Genomic DNA, 20,235 nt, shown 5'->3' with positions numbered 1-20,235 from the left:
CAATGCTAGGCCATAAACTATTCCTTAACCACCTTTCGATGAGGGTGAGTGGTGAAAATTTATGTTGCAATGTTCTGCTTTTGATCTCATTAATAATGAGAACACAAAGAGAACAAAAGCAGTGATTGCTGCCCCAAGGGTGGCGTGAAATAAGGACAGGACACATGGCAACGGCAGAACTCCTCAAAATGACAGATAAGAAGACCGCGGATAAGGAAAAGGCGCTGGAAAGCGCGCTGGCACAGATCGAACGGCAGTTCGGCAAGGGCTCGATCATGAAGCTTGGCGGCCAGAATCAGATGGCCGATATCGAGGCGACATCGACCGGTTCGCTGGGTTTGGATATAGCACTTGGCATTGGCGGCCTGCCCAAGGGCCGCGTGATCGAAATTTATGGCCCTGAATCGTCGGGTAAGACGACGCTGACCCTGCACGCGATTGCGGAAGAGCAGAAAAAAGGCGGGGTTTGCGCCTTTGTCGATGCGGAACATGCGCTTGATCCGCAATATGCCAAGAAATTGGGCGTGAACCTGGATGAGTTGCTGATCTCGCAACCTGATACGGGTGAACAAGCCCTGGAGATCGTCGATACGCTGGTGCGTTCCGGTGCGGTGAGCATGGTGATTGTCGACTCGGTTGCCGCATTGACGCCGAAATCCGAGTTGGAAGGCGACATGGGCGACAGCTCTGTTGGTGTGCATGCGCGTTTGATGTCTCAGGCGATGCGTAAGTTGACAGGTTCCATCAATCGTTCTGGCTGTATGGTGATTTTCATCAACCAGATCCGGATGAAGATTGGTGTAATGTTCGGCTCACCTGAAACGACAACCGGTGGGAATGCGTTGAAGTTCTATGCCTCTGTCCGCCTGGATATCCGCCGCATTGGTGCAATCAAGGACCGTGATGAGGTTGTTGGCAACGCAACTCGCGTGAAGGTGGTCAAGAACAAGGTGGCCCCGCCTTTCAAGCAGGTGGAATTCGACATCATGTATGGCGAAGGCATTTCCAAGACTGGCGAATTGCTTGATCTGGGCGTAAAGGCCGGCATCGTTGAGAAATCGGGCGCATGGTTCAGCTATGGTGATGAGCGGATTGGCCAGGGGCGCGAAAACTCCAAGATATTCCTGAAGGAAAATACAAGCATTGCGTTAGAAATCGAAGACAAGATTCGTGCGGCACATGGGTTGGATTTTGATCTACCAGAGGGCAGTTCTGATGCGGGTGACGACGATTTAGTCGAAGTCTAAGGTTGCAGACGGCGACTGCCCAAACGCCCACACCATGAAATGATGGTGGAGAATACTCTGGGAAAGGGTGCCGTAGAATGCGGCGCCCTTTTTCATTTTCTCGATGCTTTCGGGGGAAGTCTGATTGGACGAAGAAAGTCATTAGATCATTGTCGGTGGACAGCGTGCAGGTGCGGGGCTATTTCTGCGTTTCAACAGTATTCATTGCCCGAAAGCGCACCATGACAAGTCTTGCTGACATTCGTTCGACCTTCCTGAACTACTTTGGCAAACAAGGGCACGAGATCGTGGCGTCCAGCCCGCTTGTCCCACGCAATGACCCAACGCTGATGTTTGCGAATTCAGGCATGGTGCAGTTCAAGAACCTTTTTACTGGTGTAGAGACGCGCGACTACACCCGCGCAACCACCAGCCAGAAATGTGTGCGTGCGGGCGGCAAGCACAATGACCTCGATAATGTGGGCTATACGGCGCGCCATCATACGTTCTTTGAGATGCTGGGGAATTTCAGTTTTGGCGATTATTTCAAGGCCGAAGCGATTGCCTTTGCTTGGGAATTGCTGACCAAGGACTTTGGCATCGACAAGAACCGTTTGCTGGTCACGGTCTATCATACCGATGATGAGGCCGCGGAGATTTGGAAGAAGGTCGCGGGCCTGCCTGACGACCGGATCATCCGTATCCCGACTGACGACAATTTCTGGCGGATGGGGCCCACGGGCCCTTGCGGCCCCTGCACCGAGATTTTCTATGATCATGGCGACCACATTTGGGGTGGCCCTCCGGGATCACCGGACGAGGATGGCGATCGCTTTATCGAGATCTGGAACATCGTGTTCATGCAGAACGAACAGTTCGAAGATGGCACGATGAAGCCGCTGCAAATGCAGTCGATCGACACCGGCATGGGGTTGGAGCGGATTGGCGCCCTGCTGCAAGGCAAACACGACAACTATGACACTGACCTGATGCGCGCGTTGATCGAAGCGTCTGCGGATGCGACATCGACTGATCCTGATGGTCCTGGCAATACACATCACCGGGTGATTGCCGACCATTTGCGTTCGACCTCATTTTTGATTGCGGAGGGCGTGCTGCCGTCGAACGAAGGGCGTGGGTATGTGCTGCGCCGCATCATGCGGCGCGCCATGCGGCACGCGCATCAGCTGGGTGGCAAGGATCCGGTGATGCACCGATTGGTGCCTGCTTTGGTGCAGCAGATGGGTGCGGCTTATCCGGAACTGGGCCAAGGTCAGCGGTTGATCGAAGAGACGCTTTTGAACGAAGAAGTGCGGTTTAAGCAGACGCTGGATCGCGGCCTCAAGCTGCTGGATGACGCGTTGAGCGGTTTGGCCGAAGATGCCGCATTGCCGGGCGAGGCGGCGTTCAAGCTTTATGATACATACGGTTTTCCACTTGATCTAACGCAGGATGCGCTGCGCGAAAAAGGCCGCGAGGTCGATACCGCCGGGTTTGATGCGGCAATGGCCGCGCAAAAGGCCAAAGCGCGCGCGGCTTGGTCGGGGACGGGCGAAGCAGCCGATAGTGCCATTTGGTTTGATATCGCGGATGAAAGCGGCACAACGGATTTTCTGGGTTACGATACGCTAACCGCAGAAGGCCAGATCGCGGCTTTGGTCGTTGATGGTGCAACCGCAGATCAGGCGGATGGAACGGTACAGATCGTGCTGAATCAAACCCCGTTTTATGCCGAAGCGGGCGGTCAGGTTGGTGACGCTGGTCTGCTGGTGACTGAGACCGGCAAGGCAGAGATCACGGACACCAAGAAAGTGACCGGGCTTTATGTGCATTTTGCCAAAGTGGTCGAAGGCAGCCTTTCCAAAGGGCAAGGTGCGGAACTTGTGGTGGACGCCGCCCGGCGCGGAGCCATTCAGGCCAATCACTCTGCCACGCACCTGCTGAACGAGGCACTGCGCGAGGTGCTGGGTGATCATATTGCACAGCGCGGTTCGCTGAACGCGCCGGATCGTTTACGCTTTGACTTTAGCCATACCAAGGCTTTGTCTGACGATGAATTGGCGCAGGTCGAACGGGATGTGAACGCCATAATTCGCCAAAATACCGCGGTTGAGACCCGGATCATGACCCCCGATGACGCCCGCGCGATGGGTGCGCAGGCGCTTTTTGGTGAAAAATACGGTGATGAGGTGCGCGTCGTGTCGATGGGCCGCAAAGTGGGCTCTGGCAAGGGCTCTGGCGGCGATACCTATTCTTTGGAGCTGTGTGGCGGCACGCACGTCAAGCAGTTAGGCGAAATCGGTGCTTTTGTCACATTGGGTGACAGCGCATCAAGCGCAGGCGTGCGTCGGATCGAGGCGTTAACCGGGCAGGCCGCCTTGGACTATTTGCGCGGTCAGGATGCGCGTTTGGGTCTGGCTGCCGCTGCGCTTAAGGCTCCGCCAAGCGAAGTCGCGGACCGGGTCAAGGCCTTGCTTGAGGAACGCAAAGCGCTGGCCAATGAGGTGGCGCAATTGCGCCGCGAACTTGCGATGGGAGGCAGTTCTGACGCCAGCCCAGATCAGGTCGACGTCAATGGCATCTGCTTTATGGGTCAGGTGCTATCTGGCGTTTCAGGCAAGGACCTGCCGTCTTTGGTCGATCAGTTCAAGGACAGGATCGGTACCGGCGTCGTGGTTCTGATCGCCGATACCGGTGGCAAAGCTGCCGTGGCAGCAGGGGTTACAAAGGACCTGACTGATCGTGTCTCTGCCGTGGATATTCTGCGTGCTGTCACACCGAAATTGGGCGGTAAAGGCGGCGGTGGTCGCCCCGACATGGCACAGGGCGGTGGTGCGTCGGTTGAGAATGCCGATGCGGCGATTGCAGCGGCAAAAGCTATTTTGGAGGGATTGAAATGAGCGCACTTTGGATTGCCCACGTAACCGTGACGGACGAGGTGGCTTATGGCGAATACGCCAAGCGTGCGACGGGTGCGATCGCTGATCATGGCGGTGTCTTTCTGGCGCGCGGTGGCGCTTATGAGCAGCTAGAAGGGCCTGATCGCCCCCGCAATGTCGTGGCGCGGTTTCCCAGCCTGCAGGCGGCCCATGATTGCTATTATTCAGATGCTTATCAAGAGGCACTCAGCTTTGCCAAAGGGGCCAGCCAGCGCGAATTGAGCATCGTCGAAGAGATCGCTTGAAAGGCCAGCTTGGTGAGATGATGGCCCGCCATGCGAAAGCGGGGCGACTGGATTGGGTCGGGCTGCGCGCTGAACGCTACGCGCCCTTGGATATTGTTGAAACCGCTAACGTGACCGAGACCGGACTGGTTGGTGATCACGGTCGTGCGGGCCAGCGCGCGGTGACGCTGATCCAAGCCGAGCATTTGCCGGTTATTGCGGCGTTCTCAGACAATGAAAAGATCATGCCAGAAGTTTTGCGCCGCAACCTTGTTGTATCGGGGCTAAACCTGCTCGCCTTGCGAAAGGGATTTCTGCGCATCGGCGATGCCGTGCTCGAAATCCACGGCCCATGCCCGCCGTGCAGTCGTATGGAAAACGAACTGGGGCCGGGCGGCTATAACGCGATGCGCGGGCATGGCGGCTGGTATGCCAGTGTCGCCACGCCCGGTGTTATCAATGTGGGTGATGTCGTCACACCAGCTTAGGCTGAACGTGACTGCCGCTTGCGCTCGTGTGGGTCCAGATAGCGCTTGCGCAGCCGGATCGCGTTTGGCGTAACCTCGACAAGTTCATCATCGTCGATGTAAGCAATCGCCTGCTCCAGCGACATGATGACAGGTGTGGTCAGGCGGACCGCTTCGTCGGTGCCAGAGGCACGCACGTTGGTCAGCTTTTTGCCTTTCAGCGGGTTCACTTCCAGGTCATTCTCACGGCTGTGTTCGCCGATGATCATGCCGGTGTAGATCGCTTCCTGCGCGCCGATAAACATCTTGCCGCGGTCTTCGAGGTTCCACAGGGCAAAGGCCACGGACGCGCCGTTTTCCATCGAAATCAGAACCCCCTGACGACGGCCTTCGATCTTGCCTTTGTAAGGTGTGGTGCCGTGGAACAAGCGGTTCAACACGCCAGAGCCGCGCGTGTCGGTCAGGAATTCACCGTGATAGCCGATTAACCCGCGCGACGGCACATGGGCGATAATGCGTGTTTTGCCAGCACCTGCGGGCTTCATCTCGGTCAGTTCGCCTTTGCGGGGACCGGTCAGCTTTTCAACGACGGAACCGGTGTATTCATCATCCACGTCAATGGTCACTTCTTCGACGGGTTCATGGCGGACGCCGTCAACTTCGGTAAAAATCACCTGTGGGCGCGAAATGGACAGCTCAAACCCTTCGCGGCGCATGTTTTCGATCAAGACGCCCATTTGCAATTCGCCACGGCCGGACACTTCGAAGGCATCACCGCCCGGTGTGTCGGCGATTTTGATCGCGACGTTGACTTCGGCTTCTTTCATCAGACGGTCACGGATGACGCGCGATTGTACTTTCTTGCCGTCTTTGCCAGCCAATGGGCTGTCATTGATGCCGAAAGTGACTGTGATGGTGGGCGGGTCAATCGGTTGGGCCGGGATCGCGTCATCTACGGATAGATCGCAGATCGTGTCAGCCACGGTCGCTTTGGTCATACCGGCAAGGGTGACGATGTCGCCTGCCTCAGCCGCGTCGATGGCGGTTTGGGACAGGCCACGGAAGGCGAGTACCTTGGACACGCGGAACTGTTCGATCTTGGTCCCGTCGCGCGACAGCGCCTTGACGGTTTCACCGGCTTTCAATGTGCCAGACTCAACGCGGCCTGTCAGGATACGACCGATGAAGGGATCAGCGGACAATGTGGTCGCCAACATGCGGAACGGTTCGTCTTTGTGCGCGATTTGTGCAGGCGAGGGGACGTGTTTGACGATCAAGTCGAACAGCGCATCTAGGTTCTCGCGCGGCCCGTCCAGTGTCTCATCACACCACCCAGCGCGGCCAGAGGCAAACATGGTTGGGAAATCAAGCTGATCATCGTTTGCTTCCAAAGCGGCAAACAAATCAAAGCAATCGTCAACGGCCCTGTCAGGTTCGCCGTCGGCCTTATCGACCTTGTTGACCACAACGATCGGACGCAGACCAAGAGCCAGCGCCTTGGAGGTCACAAATTTCGTCTGTGGCATCGGCCCTTCGGCGGCGTCCACTAGCAGAACGACGCCATCAACCATCGACAGGATACGCTCAACCTCGCCACCAAAGTCGGCGTGGCCGGGGGTGTCGACGATGTTGATACGAGTACCTTTCCATTCGACGGACGTACATTTCGCAAGAATGGTGATCCCGCGCTCGCGTTCGATATCGTTGCTGTCCATCGCGCGTTCTTGGGTCGCCTCATTTTCCCGGTAGATACCGGATTGCTTGAGGAGTTCATCAACAAGGGTCGTCTTGCCGTGGTCAACGTGCGCGATGATCGCGATATTGCGGATATCCATAAGTCTGCCTTTGTCTGGAGTTGTCGGGCGGATACCGTGCAATTGCAGCAAAAGCTAGCCCCTAAAGTCACATGCAGGCGTGTTGTGCCGCAGTGTTCATAGAATGCGGCATTCCTGTCTAAGATGAGCAAGGATCACTGGGATTATTGCCCTATGTTTGTCGATCTATGTCGCGCGGCCTACATCGCGGCGTTCAAATTTTCGTCTATCTTTTCCAAGAACCCAATCGTGGTCAACCAACCTTGATCAGGGCCGACCAGCAAGGCAAGGTCCTTGGTCATGAACCCGCTTTCGACGGTATCGACGATCACCTTTTCAAGGGTGTCCGCGAATGCCATCAGTTGCGCGTTGTCATCCAGTTTTGCCCGGTGCTTCAATCCGCCCGTCCAAGCAAAAATAGACGCGATAGAGTTGGTGGACGTTGCTTGCCCTTCTTGGTGCTGCCGGTAGTGACGGGTGACCGTGCCATGCGCGGCCTCGGCCTCAACAATTTTGCCATCGGGCGTCATCAACTGGCTGGTCATCAGGCCGAGCGAGCCGAACCCCTGCGCAACCGTATCGGACTGCACATCGCCATCGTAGTTTTTGCAGGCCCAGACGAATTTACCCGACCACTTCATTGCTGATGCAACCATGTCGTCAATCAGTCGGTGTTGGTATTCGATCCCGGCCTCTTCGAACTGATCCTTGAATTCCGTGTCATAGACCTCTTGAAAGATGTCTTTGAATCGTCCGTCATAGACCTTGAGGATCGTGTTCTTGGTGGACAGATAAACCGGCCAGCCAAGGTTCAGACCATAGTTGAATGACGCGCGCGCGAAATCAAAGATCGACGCGTCCAGGTTATACATGCCCATCGCGACACCGGCGGAGGGGCTGTCGAACACCTCTTTCTCGATCACCGTGCCATCTTCGCCCACAAATTTCATCGTCAGCTTGCCGGGTCCAGGCATCAAGAAGTCTGTCGCCTTGTACTGGTCGCCAAAGGCGTGGCGTCCGATGACAATCGGGTCGGTCCAACCCGGCACCAGACGCGGCACGTTCTTGCAGATGATCGGTGCACGGAACACAACCCCGCCAAGGATATTACGGATCGTCCCATTGGGCGAGCGCCACATCTCTTTGAGGTTGAATTCCTCGACCCGGGCCTCATCCGGTGTGATCGTGGCACACTTCACGCCAACGCCGATTTCCTTGATCTTTTCGGCGGCATCAATCGTAATCTGGTCGTTGGTTTCGTCACGTACCTCCATCGCCAGATCATAGTAAAGCAGGTCAATGTCCAGATAAGGCAGGATCAGCTTTTGCTTGATGAAGTCCCACATGATGCGGGTCATTTCATCACCGTCGAGTTCGACAATAGGATTTTCGACCTTGATTTTTGACATGTTTTTGCTCCGCTTTCGTGGGTTTGGCTTGCCATAGCGCATCTCATCGCTTTGGAAAAGACAGTATGCATTTGTACACCAAAACGACCGGAACTGACCTGTGACATTGGCCTGCCGCCCAAACCACGCGTCGCGGTCCAATGACACCTCTGACAACACATAATTCAGCTTTAGGCTTTATTGCGGGGTCTCATTGAACCGGGGTGCGAATGGACCAACGTTTGTCGAACATAAGAAGGTACCAATCTCGGAGGACATCAACCGCATTTACTGCCGTTGGTGCCATAATGATCGCGTTGGGCTATTTTGCTATCTCCACATGGGAAACGAACAGGGCGGAAACAGCGCAGCGATTACAGTTAATCAAAATGACGGATAGTTTTGTATCCACGTTTACTGATGCACGTGGCGACGGCGCGCCTGTGCCAGCGACGTTTCGCAGGATGGGCATCGAACATTTCACAGCATCAAAGACAGATGAAAGCAGTGTTATCGGGACTACAGTCAGAATGCCGGGCCTTCCGGGACTGGAAATGCAGACCCGCGAGCAAGACCCGCGACTGCGTCGTATCATACAAGGCTTTGTGAATAATGCTGAATTGTCGCAATTGCATGAGCATCGCATCGAAAACGGTCGATTGATTGGCCGTACAATTTACCCATCAATTGCCTACCAAGAAAGCTGCGTGACTTGCCACAATGCCAGGTTCGGCGAGGGGACCTATCAGATTGGCGATGTGATGGGGGCTTATGTGGTTGAGAGTGATTTGACCGCGATCACGACACGACAGGGATACTATGCCATCGCCGCATTCATCGCTGCATTTTTTGTCTTTCGCGCGTTGGCAAGTCGTGAACGCAATCGCATGAGCAATGTTTTGAACGGCCTGCGCGCCCGTGTGCGCCTCGAACAGCAAAAGACCGCAGCCGAGGCACAGGCGAAATTCCTGATGTCGCATGACGCTTTGACAGGTCTTGCAAACCGCAGCATGTTCCGTGACCACGTACAGCAGACGTTGAATGAACAGCTGGGCTCTGGGGTCATGATCGCGCTTGTCGATATGGATGAGTTCAAGGCGATCAATGACACGCTGGGCCATGCCGCTGGTGATGCTTTGCTGGTGGCGGTCGCACAACGGCTGACTCGACTTGCAGATACAGCCGATGGTTTAGTGTCGCGATTGGGCGGTGATGAGTTCGCGCTGGTCTTGCGCCAGAACGACGTTTTCATGTCGCCAGCAGAGGTTGGTCGGTGCGTTTTGGCCGCCTTCGAAGAGACGGTGCTTTTTGAAGGTAATGCGATTCAGCCCCAATGCTCTATTGGCGTGGCTTTGGTTGACGATATCGAACAGGCCTCACCGACCGAACTGTTGAAAGCAGCAGATGCCGCACTTTATGCCGCGAAGGCGGCAGGTCGGAATCTGTTTCAGATTTATGACGAAAAGATACGTATATCGGCCGGTCGCCGCACTAAGATCGCGGCCGAGTTGCCAGGCGCAATTGCAAATCATCAGATTCGCGTGGCTTTGCAGCCCAAGGTTTGCCTGAGTGAGGGGCGGCTTTTTGGCTTTGAGGCTTTGGCGCGCTGGAAAATGGGTGATGAGGAAATAGGGCCGGCGGAATTCATCCCCATCGCCGAGGAAATCGGCCTGATCCGGCTGCTCGACCTTGAGGTTCTGCGGACGGCGGCATCATTTGTGGCCGATATAGAGGCCACGTCCGGGTTGCAGATCGGACTAAGCACCAACATCTCGGCCCAGAATTTTCGCCTGGGCGGATTGACAGAGGCGGTTCTGGACATCCTGACCGAGACCAGATTACCGGCCCAACGTCTGACTATCGAGGTTACCGAAAGCACGGCTGTTGAAAACTGGGCAGCGGTCAAAGATGTGCTGACGGCATTACGGCGGCACGGTGTTCGGATATCCCTTGATGACTTTGGCACGGGCTATTCATCGCTGAGCTATCTGCGCCTCTTTGGTTTTGAAGAGATTAAGATCGACCGAGAGTTCATCACCGATATCAGCGAGGATGACGAAACGTTGTTCCTGTTTGAAAGCATCGTTGAAATGGCAACCGGGCTGGGTAGCACGGTTGTGGTAGAGGGAATTGAAACACCACAGCAAGCCGCGATTGTTGCTGAAAAGGGCGCGCAAATCGGTCAGGGTTATCTTTATTCCAAACCAATGGAACTTGACGCGGTCCGCACATATTTGCGCCAACAAACGACGGCGGTTGCCTAGCGTCAGGGATGGGGATGGTAGGCCCGGCAGGACTTGAACCCGCAACCAAAGCGTTATGAGCGCTCTGCTCTAACCAATTGAGCTACAGGCCCCCTTGTGAGTTTCGGACTACCAGACCGGTCGGTTGCGTCAAGACAGGAATGACGACGCGTGCCAATTCCTGTTCCCTTTGAGCAAACGATACGGTAACGAACCCCAAACACGACAGGAGCTGCCCCATGACCAAGAAAAATGGCCTGACCTATGCTGATGCAGGGGTCGATATTGATGCGGGCAACGCGCTGGTGGAGCGGATCAAGCCAGCGGCCAAGCGCACGGCGCGCCCGGGTGTGATGGCCGGTTTAGGCGGTTTTGGTGCGCTGTTTGATCTAAAAGGGGCAGGGTATTCCGACCCGGTTCTAGTGGCTGCGACCGATGGCGTTGGCACCAAGCTGCGGATCGCGATAGACACCGGAAATGTCGATACAATAGGCATAGATCTGGTCGCAATGTGTGTAAACGATCTGGTTTGCCAAGGCGCGGAGCCGTTGTTTTTCCTTGATTATTTTGCAACCGGTAAGCTGGAACTCGATGAGGCGACCCGCATCATCGAAGGTATTGCTGCGGGCTGCGAAGCCTCTGGCTGTGCTTTGATTGGTGGTGAGACAGCCGAGATGCCGGGGATGTATCACGAAGGCGATTTCGATCTGGCCGGCTTTGCCGTTGGCGCGATGGAACGCGGTGCCGAATTGCCTGCCGGTGTCCGCGAAGGCGACGTGCTGCTGGGTCTGGCATCAGACGGTGTGCACTCCAACGGGTATTCGCTGGTGCGCCGCATTGTCGATACATCCGGCCTTGCATGGGCGGACAATGCTCCGTTCACAGATGCGACATTGGGGGCGGCCTTGCTGGCGCCGACGCGTCTTTATGTAAAACAAGCGCTTACTGCGGTGCGCGCAGGTGGCGTGCATGCGCTGGCCCATATTACCGGCGGGGGCCTGACCGAAAACCTGCCGCGTGTTTTGCCCGATAGCATGGGCGCACAGATTGATTTGGGCGCTTGGGACCTGCCGCCTGTCTTCGGATGGCTGGCAGAAACCGGGGGCATGGCTGAGGCTGAGTTGCTCAAGACCTTCAATGCTGGCATTGGCATGGTTCTTGCGGTGGATCAGAGCAAGGCAGATACCTTGACCAAGCTGCTGACCGATGAGGGTGAAACGGTGCACCGGCTGGGCACTGTGACGCAAGGTGAAGGTGTGACCTACACAGGCACCCTTTTGTGACCAAACGGGTTGCGATCCTGATTTCTGGCGGCGGGTCCAACATGGTCGCTCTGGCGCAGTCGATGCGCGGTGATCATCCTGCAAGGCCCGTGTTGGTCATGTCGAATGATCCGCAGGCCGGCGGGTTGGCCAAAGCGCGCAGCCTGCATATTCCGACACTGGCGATTGATCACAAACCTTACGGCAAGGATCGGTCCGGGTTTGAGGCCGCGTTGCACAAAGCCTTGCAAACAGCCCGGCCTGACATCATTTGCCTTGCCGGTTTCATGCGCATTTTGACGGCAGAGTTCATGGCGAAATGGGAAGGGCGCATGTTGAATATCCATCCATCGCTTTTGCCCAAATACAAGGGGCTTCATACGCATGCCCGCGCATTGGAAGCGGGCGATACGGAACATGGCTGCACTGTGCATGAAGTCACGGCTGCCTTGGATGACGGGCCGATCCTGGGGCAGGCCCGCATGTCTATGCAAGCAGATGATACACCTCAGACACTTGCGGCGCGCTTGCTACCGCTCGAACATGCCCTTTACCCGGCTGTCCTGCGCCGCTTTGCAGCGGGTGATCGCACCCCGGTTACCTTGCAAGGATAAGCCCGCGCTTTCCATCGGCGGTGCAATCGCCTATCAGTCTGAAAAGCCTTTGCATTGACGGACTGACATGAAGACAATCACAACGACCCAAGATTTGGCCGCGTTCTGCCACGAGGCCGCAAAGCGCGCCTATGTCACTGTCGATACTGAGTTTTTACGTGAACGAACCTATTATTCAAAGCTCTGTCTGGTGCAGCTGGCCTACCAAGATGACAGTGGCGCGGATGCCGTATTGCTTGATCCACTGGCCGACGGACTGTCGTTGGAGCCGCTTTATGATCTGTTCAAGGACCACGGGGTTGTGAAAGTCTTTCACGCGGCCCGGCAGGATCTTGAGATCTTTTATGTCGATGCAGGTGTCATCCCGGAACCGCTTTTTGACACACAGGTCGCCGCTATGGTCTGCGGGTTCGGTGAACAGGCGGGATATGAAACGCTGGTCCGTAAGATCACAAAATCAGACCTCGATAAATCATCCCGTTTCACTGATTGGTCGCGCCGTCCACTGACCGATGCGCAGGCAAAATATGCCTTGGCTGACGTGACGCACCTGCGTGACATCTACGAGTATTTGTCGGCGCGTCTGGCAAAGTCCGGCCGCAGCAAATGGGTGACCGAAGAGATGGCCGTTTTGGAAGATCCTGCCACCTATCAGGCCGACCCGGACAATGCGTGGAAACGTGTAAAAACACGCACGCAGTCCGGCAAGTTTTTGGCGATCGTGCGCGAGTTGGCACGTTTCCGCGAGACCTATGCCCAAGAGCGTAATGTGCCACGTAACCGTGTGTTCAAGGACGATGCATTGGTTGAATTGGCCTCGACCAAGCCGCAATCCGAAAAGGATTTGAGCCGGTCTCGATTGTTGCTGCGCGAAGCGCGCAAGGGTGACATCGCAGAAGGTATTCTGGCGGCGGTCAAGGCAGGTCAGGCCGTGAAACCTGATGATATGCCGCAGGTTGATAATAATCGGGCAAAATTGCAGGTGAACCCAGCATTGGCCGATATGCTGCGTGTGTTGCTCAAGGCAAAGACTGACGATGCCGAGGTCGCACCCAAGCTGATCGCCAGTTCCGCTGATCTGGATGCGCTGGCTGCGGGGCAACGTGATGTTGTGGCCTTGAAAGGCTGGCGGCGTGAGGTGTTTGGTAATGATGCATTGCAACTTTGCGAAGGTCAGGTTGGGTTAGCCGTGAAAGGCCAGAAGGTTGTCACCGTCGCGCTTTGATCTGGACGTTTCGGGGTAGGGGACCTACATCCCTAACAGGCACTGAACCCAAAGGGCGCAAATGGCTAATCCTGATTTTGAAGACCTTGTTGAAACCTTTGAATTCCTTGATGATTGGGAAGATCGCTATCGCCATGTGATTGACATGGGCAAGGCGATGGACCCTTTGGAAGACGCGTTGCGCGTGCCTGCGACCAAGGTCGACGGCTGTGCCAGTCAGGTATGGTTGGTGCCCAAGATCGACGGTGACACCTTTACCTTTCGGGGCGAAAGCGATGCGATGATCGTGCGGGGTCTGATTGCGGTGCTGATTGCGCTTTATAACAACCGGCCAGTCAGTGAGATCACCAAGATTGATGCGGTGGCAGAACTGGGACGGTTGGGCCTGAATGATCATTTGTCTGCGCAACGCTCAAACGGGTTGCGCGCGATGGTGGACCGCATTCGTGAAACCGCGGCAGCGGCGGTCTAAGAAATTGCTGTGAGCGCTGGCGTCAGATCGCCATAGCCGGTGAACCGGCGTTCAAATGCGAGGCCTAATTTCCCAGCGTAATCCTTGGCTTTCTGGGTCAAGGCCGGGTCATCCGTTTGCGCCTGATACACCAGCTTTTCGTAGTTGCCAAAGTACATGTCCCGCAGATCAGGATGACGGTCCAAGCCTAAGGGTTTCCACACAAAAGCCTCGAATTGGCGGACCAGGAAGTCGGTCAGATAAAAGGCGGTTATTTCATCGCGGGCGACGAAGGCTTCGTTGCCCTCAAAGAAGGAATAGCAATGCGGGCCCGCGACCATCTCAACCCCCATGTCGGCGCAGGCGGCTTGCAGCTGTCCACCTGTACCGCAGTCGGCGTAGACCACGAATAGCTGTTCGTAGGCCCCACCATATCTGGCGACGGCTTCGCGCACGGCAGGCACAATACGCTCAGGGTGGTTGTGCAGAATGGCGGGCAAACACTGCAGGTCCAGATGATCAAGCGCGTTGGTCGCCTTAATGGCAAGAATTTCACGGGCCAAGGCGCCGCAGGCAATCAGTAATACACGGCCTTCTCCCTGGGGCGCCAGACCGGCGGTTATAAGGGTGGTGTCAGATGTCATCGCGCTTGCGGTCAGTGAATTTGCGCAATGCAAATGACGCGCAAAGGGCGATCACGCTCAAACCCGCGATGCCTAGCATTGAATCGATATCCAGCCTGCCGATCAGCATCAAAGCACCGGCAACGGTCGCCGCCGCGGCTGCAATCACCAAAACAACAATAAGAACGAGACGATCAATGGGCATGTTATTCTCCTATGTCAGATAGATAAGAACGACATGCCCATAAGTGAAGATCAAGCGGCTGGAGCACCTTGGTTGTGCTTGCGGGCCATGAATGTCTTGGCGGTTTCAACCGCTACGGCGGCATCGCGGCAATAAGCGTCAGCACCGATGGCTTTGCCAAATTCCTCGTTCAAAGGCGCACCACCGACAAGCACGACATAATCATCGCGCAGGCCCTTTTCGACCATCGTGTCGATCACAACCTTCATGTAAGGCATCGTTGTGGTAAGCAAGGCAGACATGCCAAGGATATCAGGCTTCTCGGTTTCCAGCGCCTCAAGATAAGATTCAACCGCGTTGTTGATACCCAGATCAACGACCTCAAAGCCCGCACCCTCCATCATCATCGACACAAGGTTTTTGCCGATGTCGTGGATGTCGCCCTTCACCGTCCCAATCACCATCTTGCCAACACGCGGTGCACCAGTTTCGGCCAGCAGCGGTTTGAGGATAAACATGCCGCCTTTCATGGCATTCGCCGCCAACAGAACCTCGGGCACAAAGAGAATACCATCGCGGAAGTCGTGACCAACAATGGTCATTCCACCCACCAGTGCTTCGGTCAGAATGCGGTAAGGCGCCCACCCGCGCTCAAGAAGGATGTTCACCCCTTCCTCGATCTCTTCCTTCATGCCGTCATAAAGGTCATCGAACATCTGTGCGACGAGGTCTTCGTCAGTCAGTTCGGACAGGATGATGTCGTCTTCTTGGTCGGACATGGGTTGGCCCTTATAAATGTGTCTCTACACGTTTGTGCGCTTGATCGTGCGAAACTACCTGCTGATTTCCGACCTGTCCATGAACATGACCGACCTGTCGTTGCTTGTGTTCATGAATTGTTCTAATAAACATTATGGATGATTTGCCGCTTCAGAAACGACATCGCACACCGGGGCGTGCGGCGGGATCAAACCCCGATGTACGGTTTGACCGTTTGCGGTCCGAAGCGGTTGATGATGGTTGGAGCGCGGAAGACACGTTGCCCGTTCTACGGACCGAAGTCACTGATGAGATCGCGCGTTCCGTGATATCGCGCAATACCTCGCCTGATCTGTCATTTGATCGGTCAATCAACCCGTATCGCGGATGCGAACATGGGTGCATCTATTGTTTTGCCCGCCCCAGCCATGCGTTTCTGGGGTTGTCTCCGGGGCTTGATTTCGAAACCAAACTGATCGCGCGGCCTAACGCCGCCGATCAGTTACGCAAAGAACTGTCCAACCTGCGCTACGTGCCCAAGATGCTTGCGATTGGGACGAACACCGATCCATACCAGCCGATTGAAAAGAAACGGCGCATTATGCGCGATGTGCTGCAGGTTCTCAGCGATTTCAATCATCCGGTTGGCATCGTCACGAAAGGGACGTTGATCGAAAGAGATGCTGACATTCTGGCCCCGATGGCCGCAAAAGGTCTGGCTCGTGTTGGTATTTCAATCACAACGCTTGATCCCAAAACATCCCGCGCGATGGAGCCGCGTGTGCCGATGCCCGCGGCGCGCCTGCGCACCATACGCAAACTGACAGATGCGGGGGTTCCCGTGCGCGTCATGGTATCACCGGTCATTCCAGCGCTGACCGATCATGAGGTCGAGGCGATTTTGCAAGCCGCCAAGGATGCAGGTGCGGTTGCCGCGTCCTCTATCATGCTGCGTCTGCCGCGCGAGGTTGCCACGCTGTTTCGCGACTGGCTGGCCGAACACTATCCCGATCGTGCAACACGCGTGATGGGCCGTGTGCGTGAATTGCATGGCGGCAAAGACTATGATCCCGCGTTTGGTAAGCGGATGACCGGGCAGGGGGAGTGGGCTGCGATGATGCGGCAAAGGGTTAAACTGATGACCCGCAAGCTGGGGCTGGATCGGAGTTTGCCGCCTCTGCGCACAGACTTGTTTGTGCGGCCAGCTCAAACGGGGGATCAGCTCTCACTTTTCTGAGCACCGCGCAGGCTGAAACTGTTGGAGCCTCCGGCGGAGGTATTTTCGAACATGAGAAGTTCAAGCGGCGTGCAAAGGAAACCCCGCATCAATCCTAAGATCAAGCGGGGCTTCTCACGTTGCGGTCATCGGCTCCTCAGCCTGTACCGCAATACCAAATTGCCGGAGCATGGTTAAGAATTGCTGAACACATCTTCTCATGTTTGAAAATACCTCGGGGGAGCCGAAGGCGGGGGCAGCGCCCCTTCTGCGCGTTTTATGGGCGCCGACGCCGTCCACGACGCGGTGATGCGGCAGGTCCTGCGCCGTCAGTGCCGTCTGACGCTGAAGAAAATCCACCAAGTGCTTGTGTAATCGCATCCAAAGTCGGCGCCGCCCCTTTGGGTCGTGCTTCCAGGGCCTCGCGCATCGCCCGTAAATGGTCTGGCGTTGTGCCGCAGCAGCCGCCAATAATAGTGGCACCACAATCGCGGGCCAGCACAGCATAATCTGCCATCAGGTCAGGCGTGCCGTCGTAGTGAATGTGACCATCGTGATACTTGGGGATACCCGCGTTGCCTTTGGCAATGATGGGAAGTGTGGGACCTGCGGCGGAGAACCCAAGAACTGTGCGCAGCAGATCCGACGCACCAACACCGCAATTGGCGCCAAACCCAAGCGGTTGATGCGCCAGCTTGCCCACCTTCTTGACCATATCGGCGGATGTCAGACCCATCATCGTGCGGCCTGCGGTGTCAAAACTCATCGTGCCGCACCATGGCATATCGGCCAGTGCAAAGGCCTGGGACGCGGCGGCGAATTCCTCGGGCGCACTAATCGTTTCGACCCAAAGCACATCTGCGCCCCCCGCCTTCAGACCTTCGGCTTGTTCGTGGAACATCTCAACCGCTGTTTCATGGGTAAGGCTGCCCATTGGGGCCATGATCTCGCCCGTAGGTCCGACTGAGCCTGCGACCACGATTGTGCGACCAGAGGCATCGGCCACCTCACGGCCCAGTTCGGCGGCCACTTTATTCAACTCATGCACACGTCCTTCAGCCCCGTGCAGTTTCAGCCGCGATGCGTTTGCGCCAAAGCTGTTGGTCAGGAAGATATCGCTGCCTGCGTCGGCGGCCCCTTTGTAAAGCGCCGTGATCTTTGCGCTTTCTTCGATATTCCACATCTCAGGCGCATCGCCGGACATCAGCCCCATGTTAAACAGGTTGGTGCCCGTGGCCCCATCGGCCATCAACCAGTCGCGCGATTGCAGCAGTTTGGAAAGTGCGTTGGTCATGGCAATACGGGCTCCGCTAATATCTAGAGCGTTCGGTGACACGTCCGGACCGCAAGTGCAAATGCATAGCTTGCATCTTTATTATGCAGCAAATGGGAAAACCGCGCAGCGGTTTGGGATAGGTCTGAACGCGTCAATCGCCGCTTAGACTTCGTCCATCAGTTGCGCTTTGGCTTCGGCCATCAATGCTGCCATTTTGGCGCGGATCGTGGCCTCATCGGCCTTATCACCCAGATCGCCTGATACCTTGCGATAGACATCTTCGTGCCCCGCTTCTTCAAAGTCCGACTTGATAACTTCTTTGGCGTATTCATCTGCAGCTTCGCCGGTTTTGCCCATCAAACCTGCGGCCCATAGACCCAGCAATTTGTTGCGGCGGGCTTCGGCCTTGAACTGCATTTCAGCGTCGTGGGCGAATTTGTTTTCGAATGCATTTTCGCGGTCGTCAAAGGTGGTCATCGGTTTGGCCTCTTGATTGGAACAAAGTTGTCTCAGATATGGCGCGACGGATGCTTGCCCGCAAGGGGGGCTTGCACTATGACGCCAATAAGACATGGCCCAAGGCGGGCCGTGCACGGGGTAAGGGGTTAGCATGGCGCGCCGGAAAAAGGTATACGAAGGCAAGGCAAAAATTCTATATGAAGGCCCGGAGCCCGGCACGTTCGTCCAGTATTTTAAGGATGATGCGACAGCCTTCAATGCCGAAAAGAAGGAAGTGATCGAAGGCAAAGGCGTGCTAAACAATCGCCTGAGCGAGTATTTCATGACCGGCCTTGGCCAAATTGGAATCCCGACGCATTTCATCAAACGCCTGAACATGCGCGAGCAGCTGATACGCCAAGCCGAGATTATTCCGCTTGAAGTGATCGTACGCAACTTTGCAGCCGGTACGATGGCAAAGCGCATGGGTATGGAAGAGGGTACAGCACTGCCGCGCCCGATTGTTGAATTCTCTTACAAAGATGACAGTCTTGGTGACCCACTCGTGCCAGAGGAATATATCATCGCCTTTGGCTGGGCATCGCAGCAGGAAATGGACGATATCGTCAGTCTTGCCTTGCGCGTGAACGACTGGATGTCGGGCGTGATGTTTGGTGTGGGCATCAAGCTGGTGGATTTCAAGATTGAGATTGGCCGCGTCTGGGACAACGAATTCCCCCGTCTGATCCTCGCCGATGAGATCAGCCCGGATAGCTGCCGTTTGTGGGATATCGAGACGGGTCAGAAGCTCGACAAGGACGTGTTTCGCCGCGATCTGGGCAATCTCACTGACGCCTATACCGAAGTGGCCAGACGTCTTGGGGTTATGCCTACCAATGTCACCCACGCCCCGACCAAGCCAACCTTGATCAACTAAGAGGACGACAAACCCATGAAAGCCCGCGTACATGTGATGTTGAAGAATGGTGTGCTGGACCCACAGGGTGAGGCCGTGCGCCACGCACTTGGCAGCCTTGGCTTTGATGGTGTCGAGGGCGTGCGTCAGGGCAAGGTGATCGAGCTTGATCTGGCCGACGGAACCTCTGAGGCGACGATTGGCGAGATGTGTGAAAAACTGCTCGCGAACACGGTGATCGAAAGCTACAGTGTCGAGGTACTGTGATGCGCGCCGCTGTCATCGTTTTCCCCGGTTCCAACTGTGATCGGGACATGGCTGTCGCCCTAAAGGCGGCAGGTGCTGACGTCAGCATGGTCTGGCACAAGGATGCGAACCTGCCAGATGGCATTGATCTGGTGGCCGTTCCAGGTGGGTTTTCCTTTGGCGATTACCTGCGCTGCGGCGCGATTGCTGCGCGATCCCCGATTTGCAAGGCCGTTGTTAATCACGCCGATCGTGGTGGCTACGTCTTGGGTGTCTGCAATGGTTTTCAGGTTCTGACCGAAACGGGGTTGTTGCCGGGCGCCTTGATGCGCAATGCGAACCTGAAGTTCATCTGCAAAACCGTTGATTTGAAAGTGGAAACATCTGCATCTGCGTTCACAGAAGGCTATAATGCGGGCGACACGGTGGGTTATCCCGTCGCGCACCACGATGGCAACTACACCGTTGATGATGAGACACTTGCAGCGCTGCGATCCGAAGACCGGATTGCCTTCAGCTATGTTGACAATCCAAACGGGTCGGTCGCTGATATCGCTGGCGTGTTGTCTGAAAACCGTCGTGTTCTTGGTATGATGCCCCATCCTGAGCGCGCCGTGGATACCGGGCATGGCGGCACAGACGGGCAGGCGCTTTTCCGCGGGCTTTTGGGGCAATTTGCGCAGGCGTAATCTGCTGGCTTGCTGCGGCTGCGGCGGCACCCTAG

General features: G+C 56.0%; 20 protein-coding genes and 1 tRNA gene. 13 read left to right on the top strand and 8 right to left on the bottom strand.

The window, feature by feature from the left end; translation table 11 throughout:
- Positions 1 to 164: 164 nt before the first annotated feature.
- The 4 genes from recA (at position 165) to MWU60_RS03595 (ending at position 4,877) form a co-directional block, all read left to right on the top strand.
- A complete protein-coding gene (gene recA, locus MWU60_RS03610; RefSeq protein WP_281493184.1) occupies positions 165 to 1,247 on the top strand; it encodes a recombinase RecA in 1,083 nt (360 codons plus the stop codon).
- Between the two features lie 221 nt (positions 1,248 to 1,468).
- Positions 1,469 to 4,126 (top strand): alanine--tRNA ligase, encoded by a 2,658-nt coding sequence (alaS, locus tag MWU60_RS03605; RefSeq protein WP_247225678.1) that lies wholly within the window; start codon positions 1,469 to 1,471, stop codon positions 4,124 to 4,126.
- Positions 4,123 to 4,410, top strand: a complete 288-nt coding sequence (locus MWU60_RS03600; protein ID WP_247225677.1) for a DUF1330 domain-containing protein — start codon at positions 4,123 to 4,125, stop codon at positions 4,408 to 4,410. Before alaS ends, MWU60_RS03600 begins: the two co-directional genes overlap by 4 nt.
- Positions 4,407 to 4,877 (top strand): MOSC domain-containing protein, encoded by a 471-nt coding sequence (locus MWU60_RS03595; RefSeq protein WP_247225676.1) that lies wholly within the window; start codon positions 4,407 to 4,409, stop codon positions 4,875 to 4,877. The genes MWU60_RS03600 and MWU60_RS03595 overlap by 4 nt, the downstream gene beginning before the upstream one ends.
- Here MWU60_RS03595 and typA read toward each other — a convergent pair.
- Together typA and MWU60_RS03585 are read right to left on the bottom strand one after the other, a co-directional pair.
- Positions 4,874 to 6,691, bottom strand: a complete 1,818-nt coding sequence (gene typA / locus MWU60_RS03590) for a translational GTPase TypA (RefSeq protein WP_247225675.1) — start codon at positions 6,689 to 6,691, stop codon at positions 4,874 to 4,876. The genes MWU60_RS03595 and typA overlap by 4 nt on opposite strands.
- 179 nt (positions 6,692 to 6,870) lie before the next feature.
- Complete coding sequence (locus MWU60_RS03585) at positions 6,871 to 8,079, bottom strand: NADP-dependent isocitrate dehydrogenase (RefSeq protein ID WP_247225674.1); 1,209 nt, start codon at positions 8,077 to 8,079, stop codon at positions 6,871 to 6,873.
- Between the two features lie 368 nt (positions 8,080 to 8,447).
- Here MWU60_RS03585 and MWU60_RS03580 point away from each other — a divergent pair, with 368 nt between their 5' ends.
- Positions 8,448 to 10,322, top strand: a complete 1,875-nt coding sequence (locus MWU60_RS03580) for an EAL domain-containing protein (protein ID WP_247225672.1) — start codon at positions 8,448 to 8,450, stop codon at positions 10,320 to 10,322.
- Between the two features lie 15 nt (positions 10,323 to 10,337).
- Here MWU60_RS03580 and MWU60_RS03575 read toward each other — a convergent pair.
- Positions 10,338 to 10,414 (bottom strand) — tRNA-Ile (locus tag MWU60_RS03575).
- 126 nt (positions 10,415 to 10,540) lie between these two features.
- On the opposite strand from MWU60_RS03575, the gene purM reads away from it, so the two are divergent.
- From purM to MWU60_RS03555, 4 genes are all read left to right on the top strand, one after another.
- Positions 10,541 to 11,584, top strand: coding sequence for a phosphoribosylformylglycinamidine cyclo-ligase (gene purM / locus MWU60_RS03570; protein ID WP_247225671.1), 1,044 nt, complete (start codon positions 10,541 to 10,543; stop codon positions 11,582 to 11,584).
- Positions 11,581 to 12,177, top strand: coding sequence for a phosphoribosylglycinamide formyltransferase (gene purN, locus MWU60_RS03565; protein ID WP_247225670.1), 597 nt, complete (start codon positions 11,581 to 11,583; stop codon positions 12,175 to 12,177). Before purM ends, purN begins: the two co-directional genes overlap by 4 nt.
- Before the next feature lie 67 nt (positions 12,178 to 12,244).
- Positions 12,245 to 13,402: a ribonuclease D gene (gene rnd, locus MWU60_RS03560; RefSeq protein WP_247225669.1), complete on the top strand. Its 1,158-nt coding sequence runs from the start codon at positions 12,245 to 12,247 to the stop codon at positions 13,400 to 13,402.
- A 61-nt stretch (positions 13,403 to 13,463) separates the two neighbouring features.
- Positions 13,464 to 13,874 (top strand): SufE family protein, encoded by a 411-nt coding sequence (locus MWU60_RS03555; protein ID WP_247225668.1) that lies wholly within the window; start codon positions 13,464 to 13,466, stop codon positions 13,872 to 13,874.
- Here MWU60_RS03555 and MWU60_RS03550 read toward each other — a convergent pair.
- The 3 genes from MWU60_RS03550 to MWU60_RS03540 are packed head-to-tail and all read right to left on the bottom strand — an operon-like array spanning position 13,871 to position 15,439.
- Positions 13,871 to 14,497: a DUF1638 domain-containing protein gene (locus MWU60_RS03550; protein ID WP_247225667.1), complete on the bottom strand. Its 627-nt coding sequence runs from the start codon at positions 14,495 to 14,497 to the stop codon at positions 13,871 to 13,873. The genes MWU60_RS03555 and MWU60_RS03550 overlap by 4 nt on opposite strands.
- Positions 14,487 to 14,681 (bottom strand): hypothetical protein, encoded by a 195-nt coding sequence (locus MWU60_RS03545; protein ID WP_247225666.1) that lies wholly within the window; start codon positions 14,679 to 14,681, stop codon positions 14,487 to 14,489. The genes MWU60_RS03550 and MWU60_RS03545 overlap by 11 nt, the downstream gene beginning before the upstream one ends.
- Before the next feature lie 50 nt (positions 14,682 to 14,731).
- Positions 14,732 to 15,439 carry a B12-binding domain-containing protein gene (locus MWU60_RS03540; RefSeq protein ID WP_247225665.1) on the bottom strand — a complete coding sequence of 236 codons (708 nt, stop codon included), beginning with the start codon at positions 15,437 to 15,439 and terminating at the stop codon, positions 14,732 to 14,734.
- A 134-nt stretch (positions 15,440 to 15,573) separates the two neighbouring features.
- On the opposite strand from MWU60_RS03540, the gene MWU60_RS03535 reads away from it, so the two are divergent.
- The gene (locus tag MWU60_RS03535; RefSeq protein WP_247225664.1) at positions 15,574 to 16,656 is read left to right on the top strand and encodes a PA0069 family radical SAM protein; all 1,083 of its coding nucleotides are present in this window, start codon (positions 15,574 to 15,576) and stop codon (positions 16,654 to 16,656) included.
- A gap of 256 nt (positions 16,657 to 16,912) precedes the next feature.
- Here MWU60_RS03535 and bmt read toward each other — a convergent pair whose 3' ends face one another.
- On the bottom strand, positions 16,913 to 17,929 hold the full coding sequence (gene bmt, locus MWU60_RS03530) for a betaine--homocysteine S-methyltransferase (RefSeq protein WP_247225662.1): 1,017 nt from the start codon (positions 17,927 to 17,929) through the stop codon (positions 16,913 to 16,915).
- A gap of 144 nt (positions 17,930 to 18,073) precedes the next feature.
- Positions 18,074 to 18,388, bottom strand: a complete 315-nt coding sequence (locus MWU60_RS03525; RefSeq protein ID WP_247225661.1) for a DUF1476 domain-containing protein — start codon at positions 18,386 to 18,388, stop codon at positions 18,074 to 18,076.
- 133 nt (positions 18,389 to 18,521) lie between these two features.
- On the opposite strand from MWU60_RS03525, the gene purC reads away from it, so the two are divergent.
- The 3 genes from purC to purQ are packed head-to-tail and all read left to right on the top strand — an operon-like array spanning position 18,522 to position 20,200.
- Positions 18,522 to 19,286: a phosphoribosylaminoimidazolesuccinocarboxamide synthase gene (gene purC, locus MWU60_RS03520; protein WP_247225660.1), complete on the top strand. Its 765-nt coding sequence runs from the start codon at positions 18,522 to 18,524 to the stop codon at positions 19,284 to 19,286.
- A gap of 15 nt (positions 19,287 to 19,301) precedes the next feature.
- Positions 19,302 to 19,532: a phosphoribosylformylglycinamidine synthase subunit PurS gene (purS, locus tag MWU60_RS03515; RefSeq protein WP_247225659.1), complete on the top strand. Its 231-nt coding sequence runs from the start codon at positions 19,302 to 19,304 to the stop codon at positions 19,530 to 19,532.
- Positions 19,532 to 20,200: a phosphoribosylformylglycinamidine synthase subunit PurQ gene (gene purQ, locus MWU60_RS03510; RefSeq protein WP_247225657.1), complete on the top strand. Its 669-nt coding sequence runs from the start codon at positions 19,532 to 19,534 to the stop codon at positions 20,198 to 20,200. Before purS ends, purQ begins: the two co-directional genes overlap by 1 nt.
- Positions 20,201 to 20,235 lie beyond the last annotated feature (35 nt).

This window comes from Yoonia sp. F2084L (genome assembly GCF_023015625.1).
Taxonomy (GTDB): domain Bacteria; phylum Pseudomonadota; class Alphaproteobacteria; order Rhodobacterales; family Rhodobacteraceae; genus Yoonia.
The sequence above is the reverse complement of the archived record's forward strand: the minus strand, read 5'-3'. Positions and strand labels throughout refer to the sequence as shown.

Coding starts and splice junctions, on each gene's coding strand:
- recA (WP_281493184.1), top strand. CDS start 165: ATGGCAACGGCAGAACTCCTCAAAATGACAGATAAGAAGACCGCGGAT.
- alaS (WP_247225678.1), top strand. CDS start 1,469: ATGACAAGTCTTGCTGACATTCGTTCGACCTTCCTGAACTACTTTGGC.
- MWU60_RS03600 (WP_247225677.1), top strand. CDS start 4,123: ATGAGCGCACTTTGGATTGCCCACGTAACCGTGACGGACGAGGTGGCT.
- typA (WP_247225675.1), bottom strand. CDS start 6,691: ATGGATATCCGCAATATCGCGATCATCGCGCACGTTGACCACGGCAAG.
- MWU60_RS03585 (WP_247225674.1), bottom strand. CDS start 8,079: ATGTCAAAAATCAAGGTCGAAAATCCTATTGTCGAACTCGACGGTGAT.
- MWU60_RS03580 (WP_247225672.1), top strand. CDS start 8,448: ATGACGGATAGTTTTGTATCCACGTTTACTGATGCACGTGGCGACGGC.
- purM (WP_247225671.1), top strand. CDS start 10,541: ATGACCAAGAAAAATGGCCTGACCTATGCTGATGCAGGGGTCGATATT.
- rnd (WP_247225669.1), top strand. CDS start 12,245: ATGAAGACAATCACAACGACCCAAGATTTGGCCGCGTTCTGCCACGAG.
- MWU60_RS03555 (WP_247225668.1), top strand. CDS start 13,464: ATGGCTAATCCTGATTTTGAAGACCTTGTTGAAACCTTTGAATTCCTT.
- MWU60_RS03550 (WP_247225667.1), bottom strand. CDS start 14,497: ATGACATCTGACACCACCCTTATAACCGCCGGTCTGGCGCCCCAGGGA.
- MWU60_RS03545 (WP_247225666.1), bottom strand. CDS start 14,681: ATGCCCATTGATCGTCTCGTTCTTATTGTTGTTTTGGTGATTGCAGCC.
- MWU60_RS03540 (WP_247225665.1), bottom strand. CDS start 15,439: ATGTCCGACCAAGAAGACGACATCATCCTGTCCGAACTGACTGACGAA.
- MWU60_RS03535 (WP_247225664.1), top strand. CDS start 15,574: ATGGATGATTTGCCGCTTCAGAAACGACATCGCACACCGGGGCGTGCG.
- bmt (WP_247225662.1), bottom strand. CDS start 17,929: ATGACCAACGCACTTTCCAAACTGCTGCAATCGCGCGACTGGTTGATG.
- MWU60_RS03525 (WP_247225661.1), bottom strand. CDS start 18,388: ATGACCACCTTTGACGACCGCGAAAATGCATTCGAAAACAAATTCGCC.
- purC (WP_247225660.1), top strand. CDS start 18,522: ATGGCGCGCCGGAAAAAGGTATACGAAGGCAAGGCAAAAATTCTATAT.
- purS (WP_247225659.1), top strand. CDS start 19,302: ATGAAAGCCCGCGTACATGTGATGTTGAAGAATGGTGTGCTGGACCCA.
- purQ (WP_247225657.1), top strand. CDS start 19,532: ATGCGCGCCGCTGTCATCGTTTTCCCCGGTTCCAACTGTGATCGGGAC.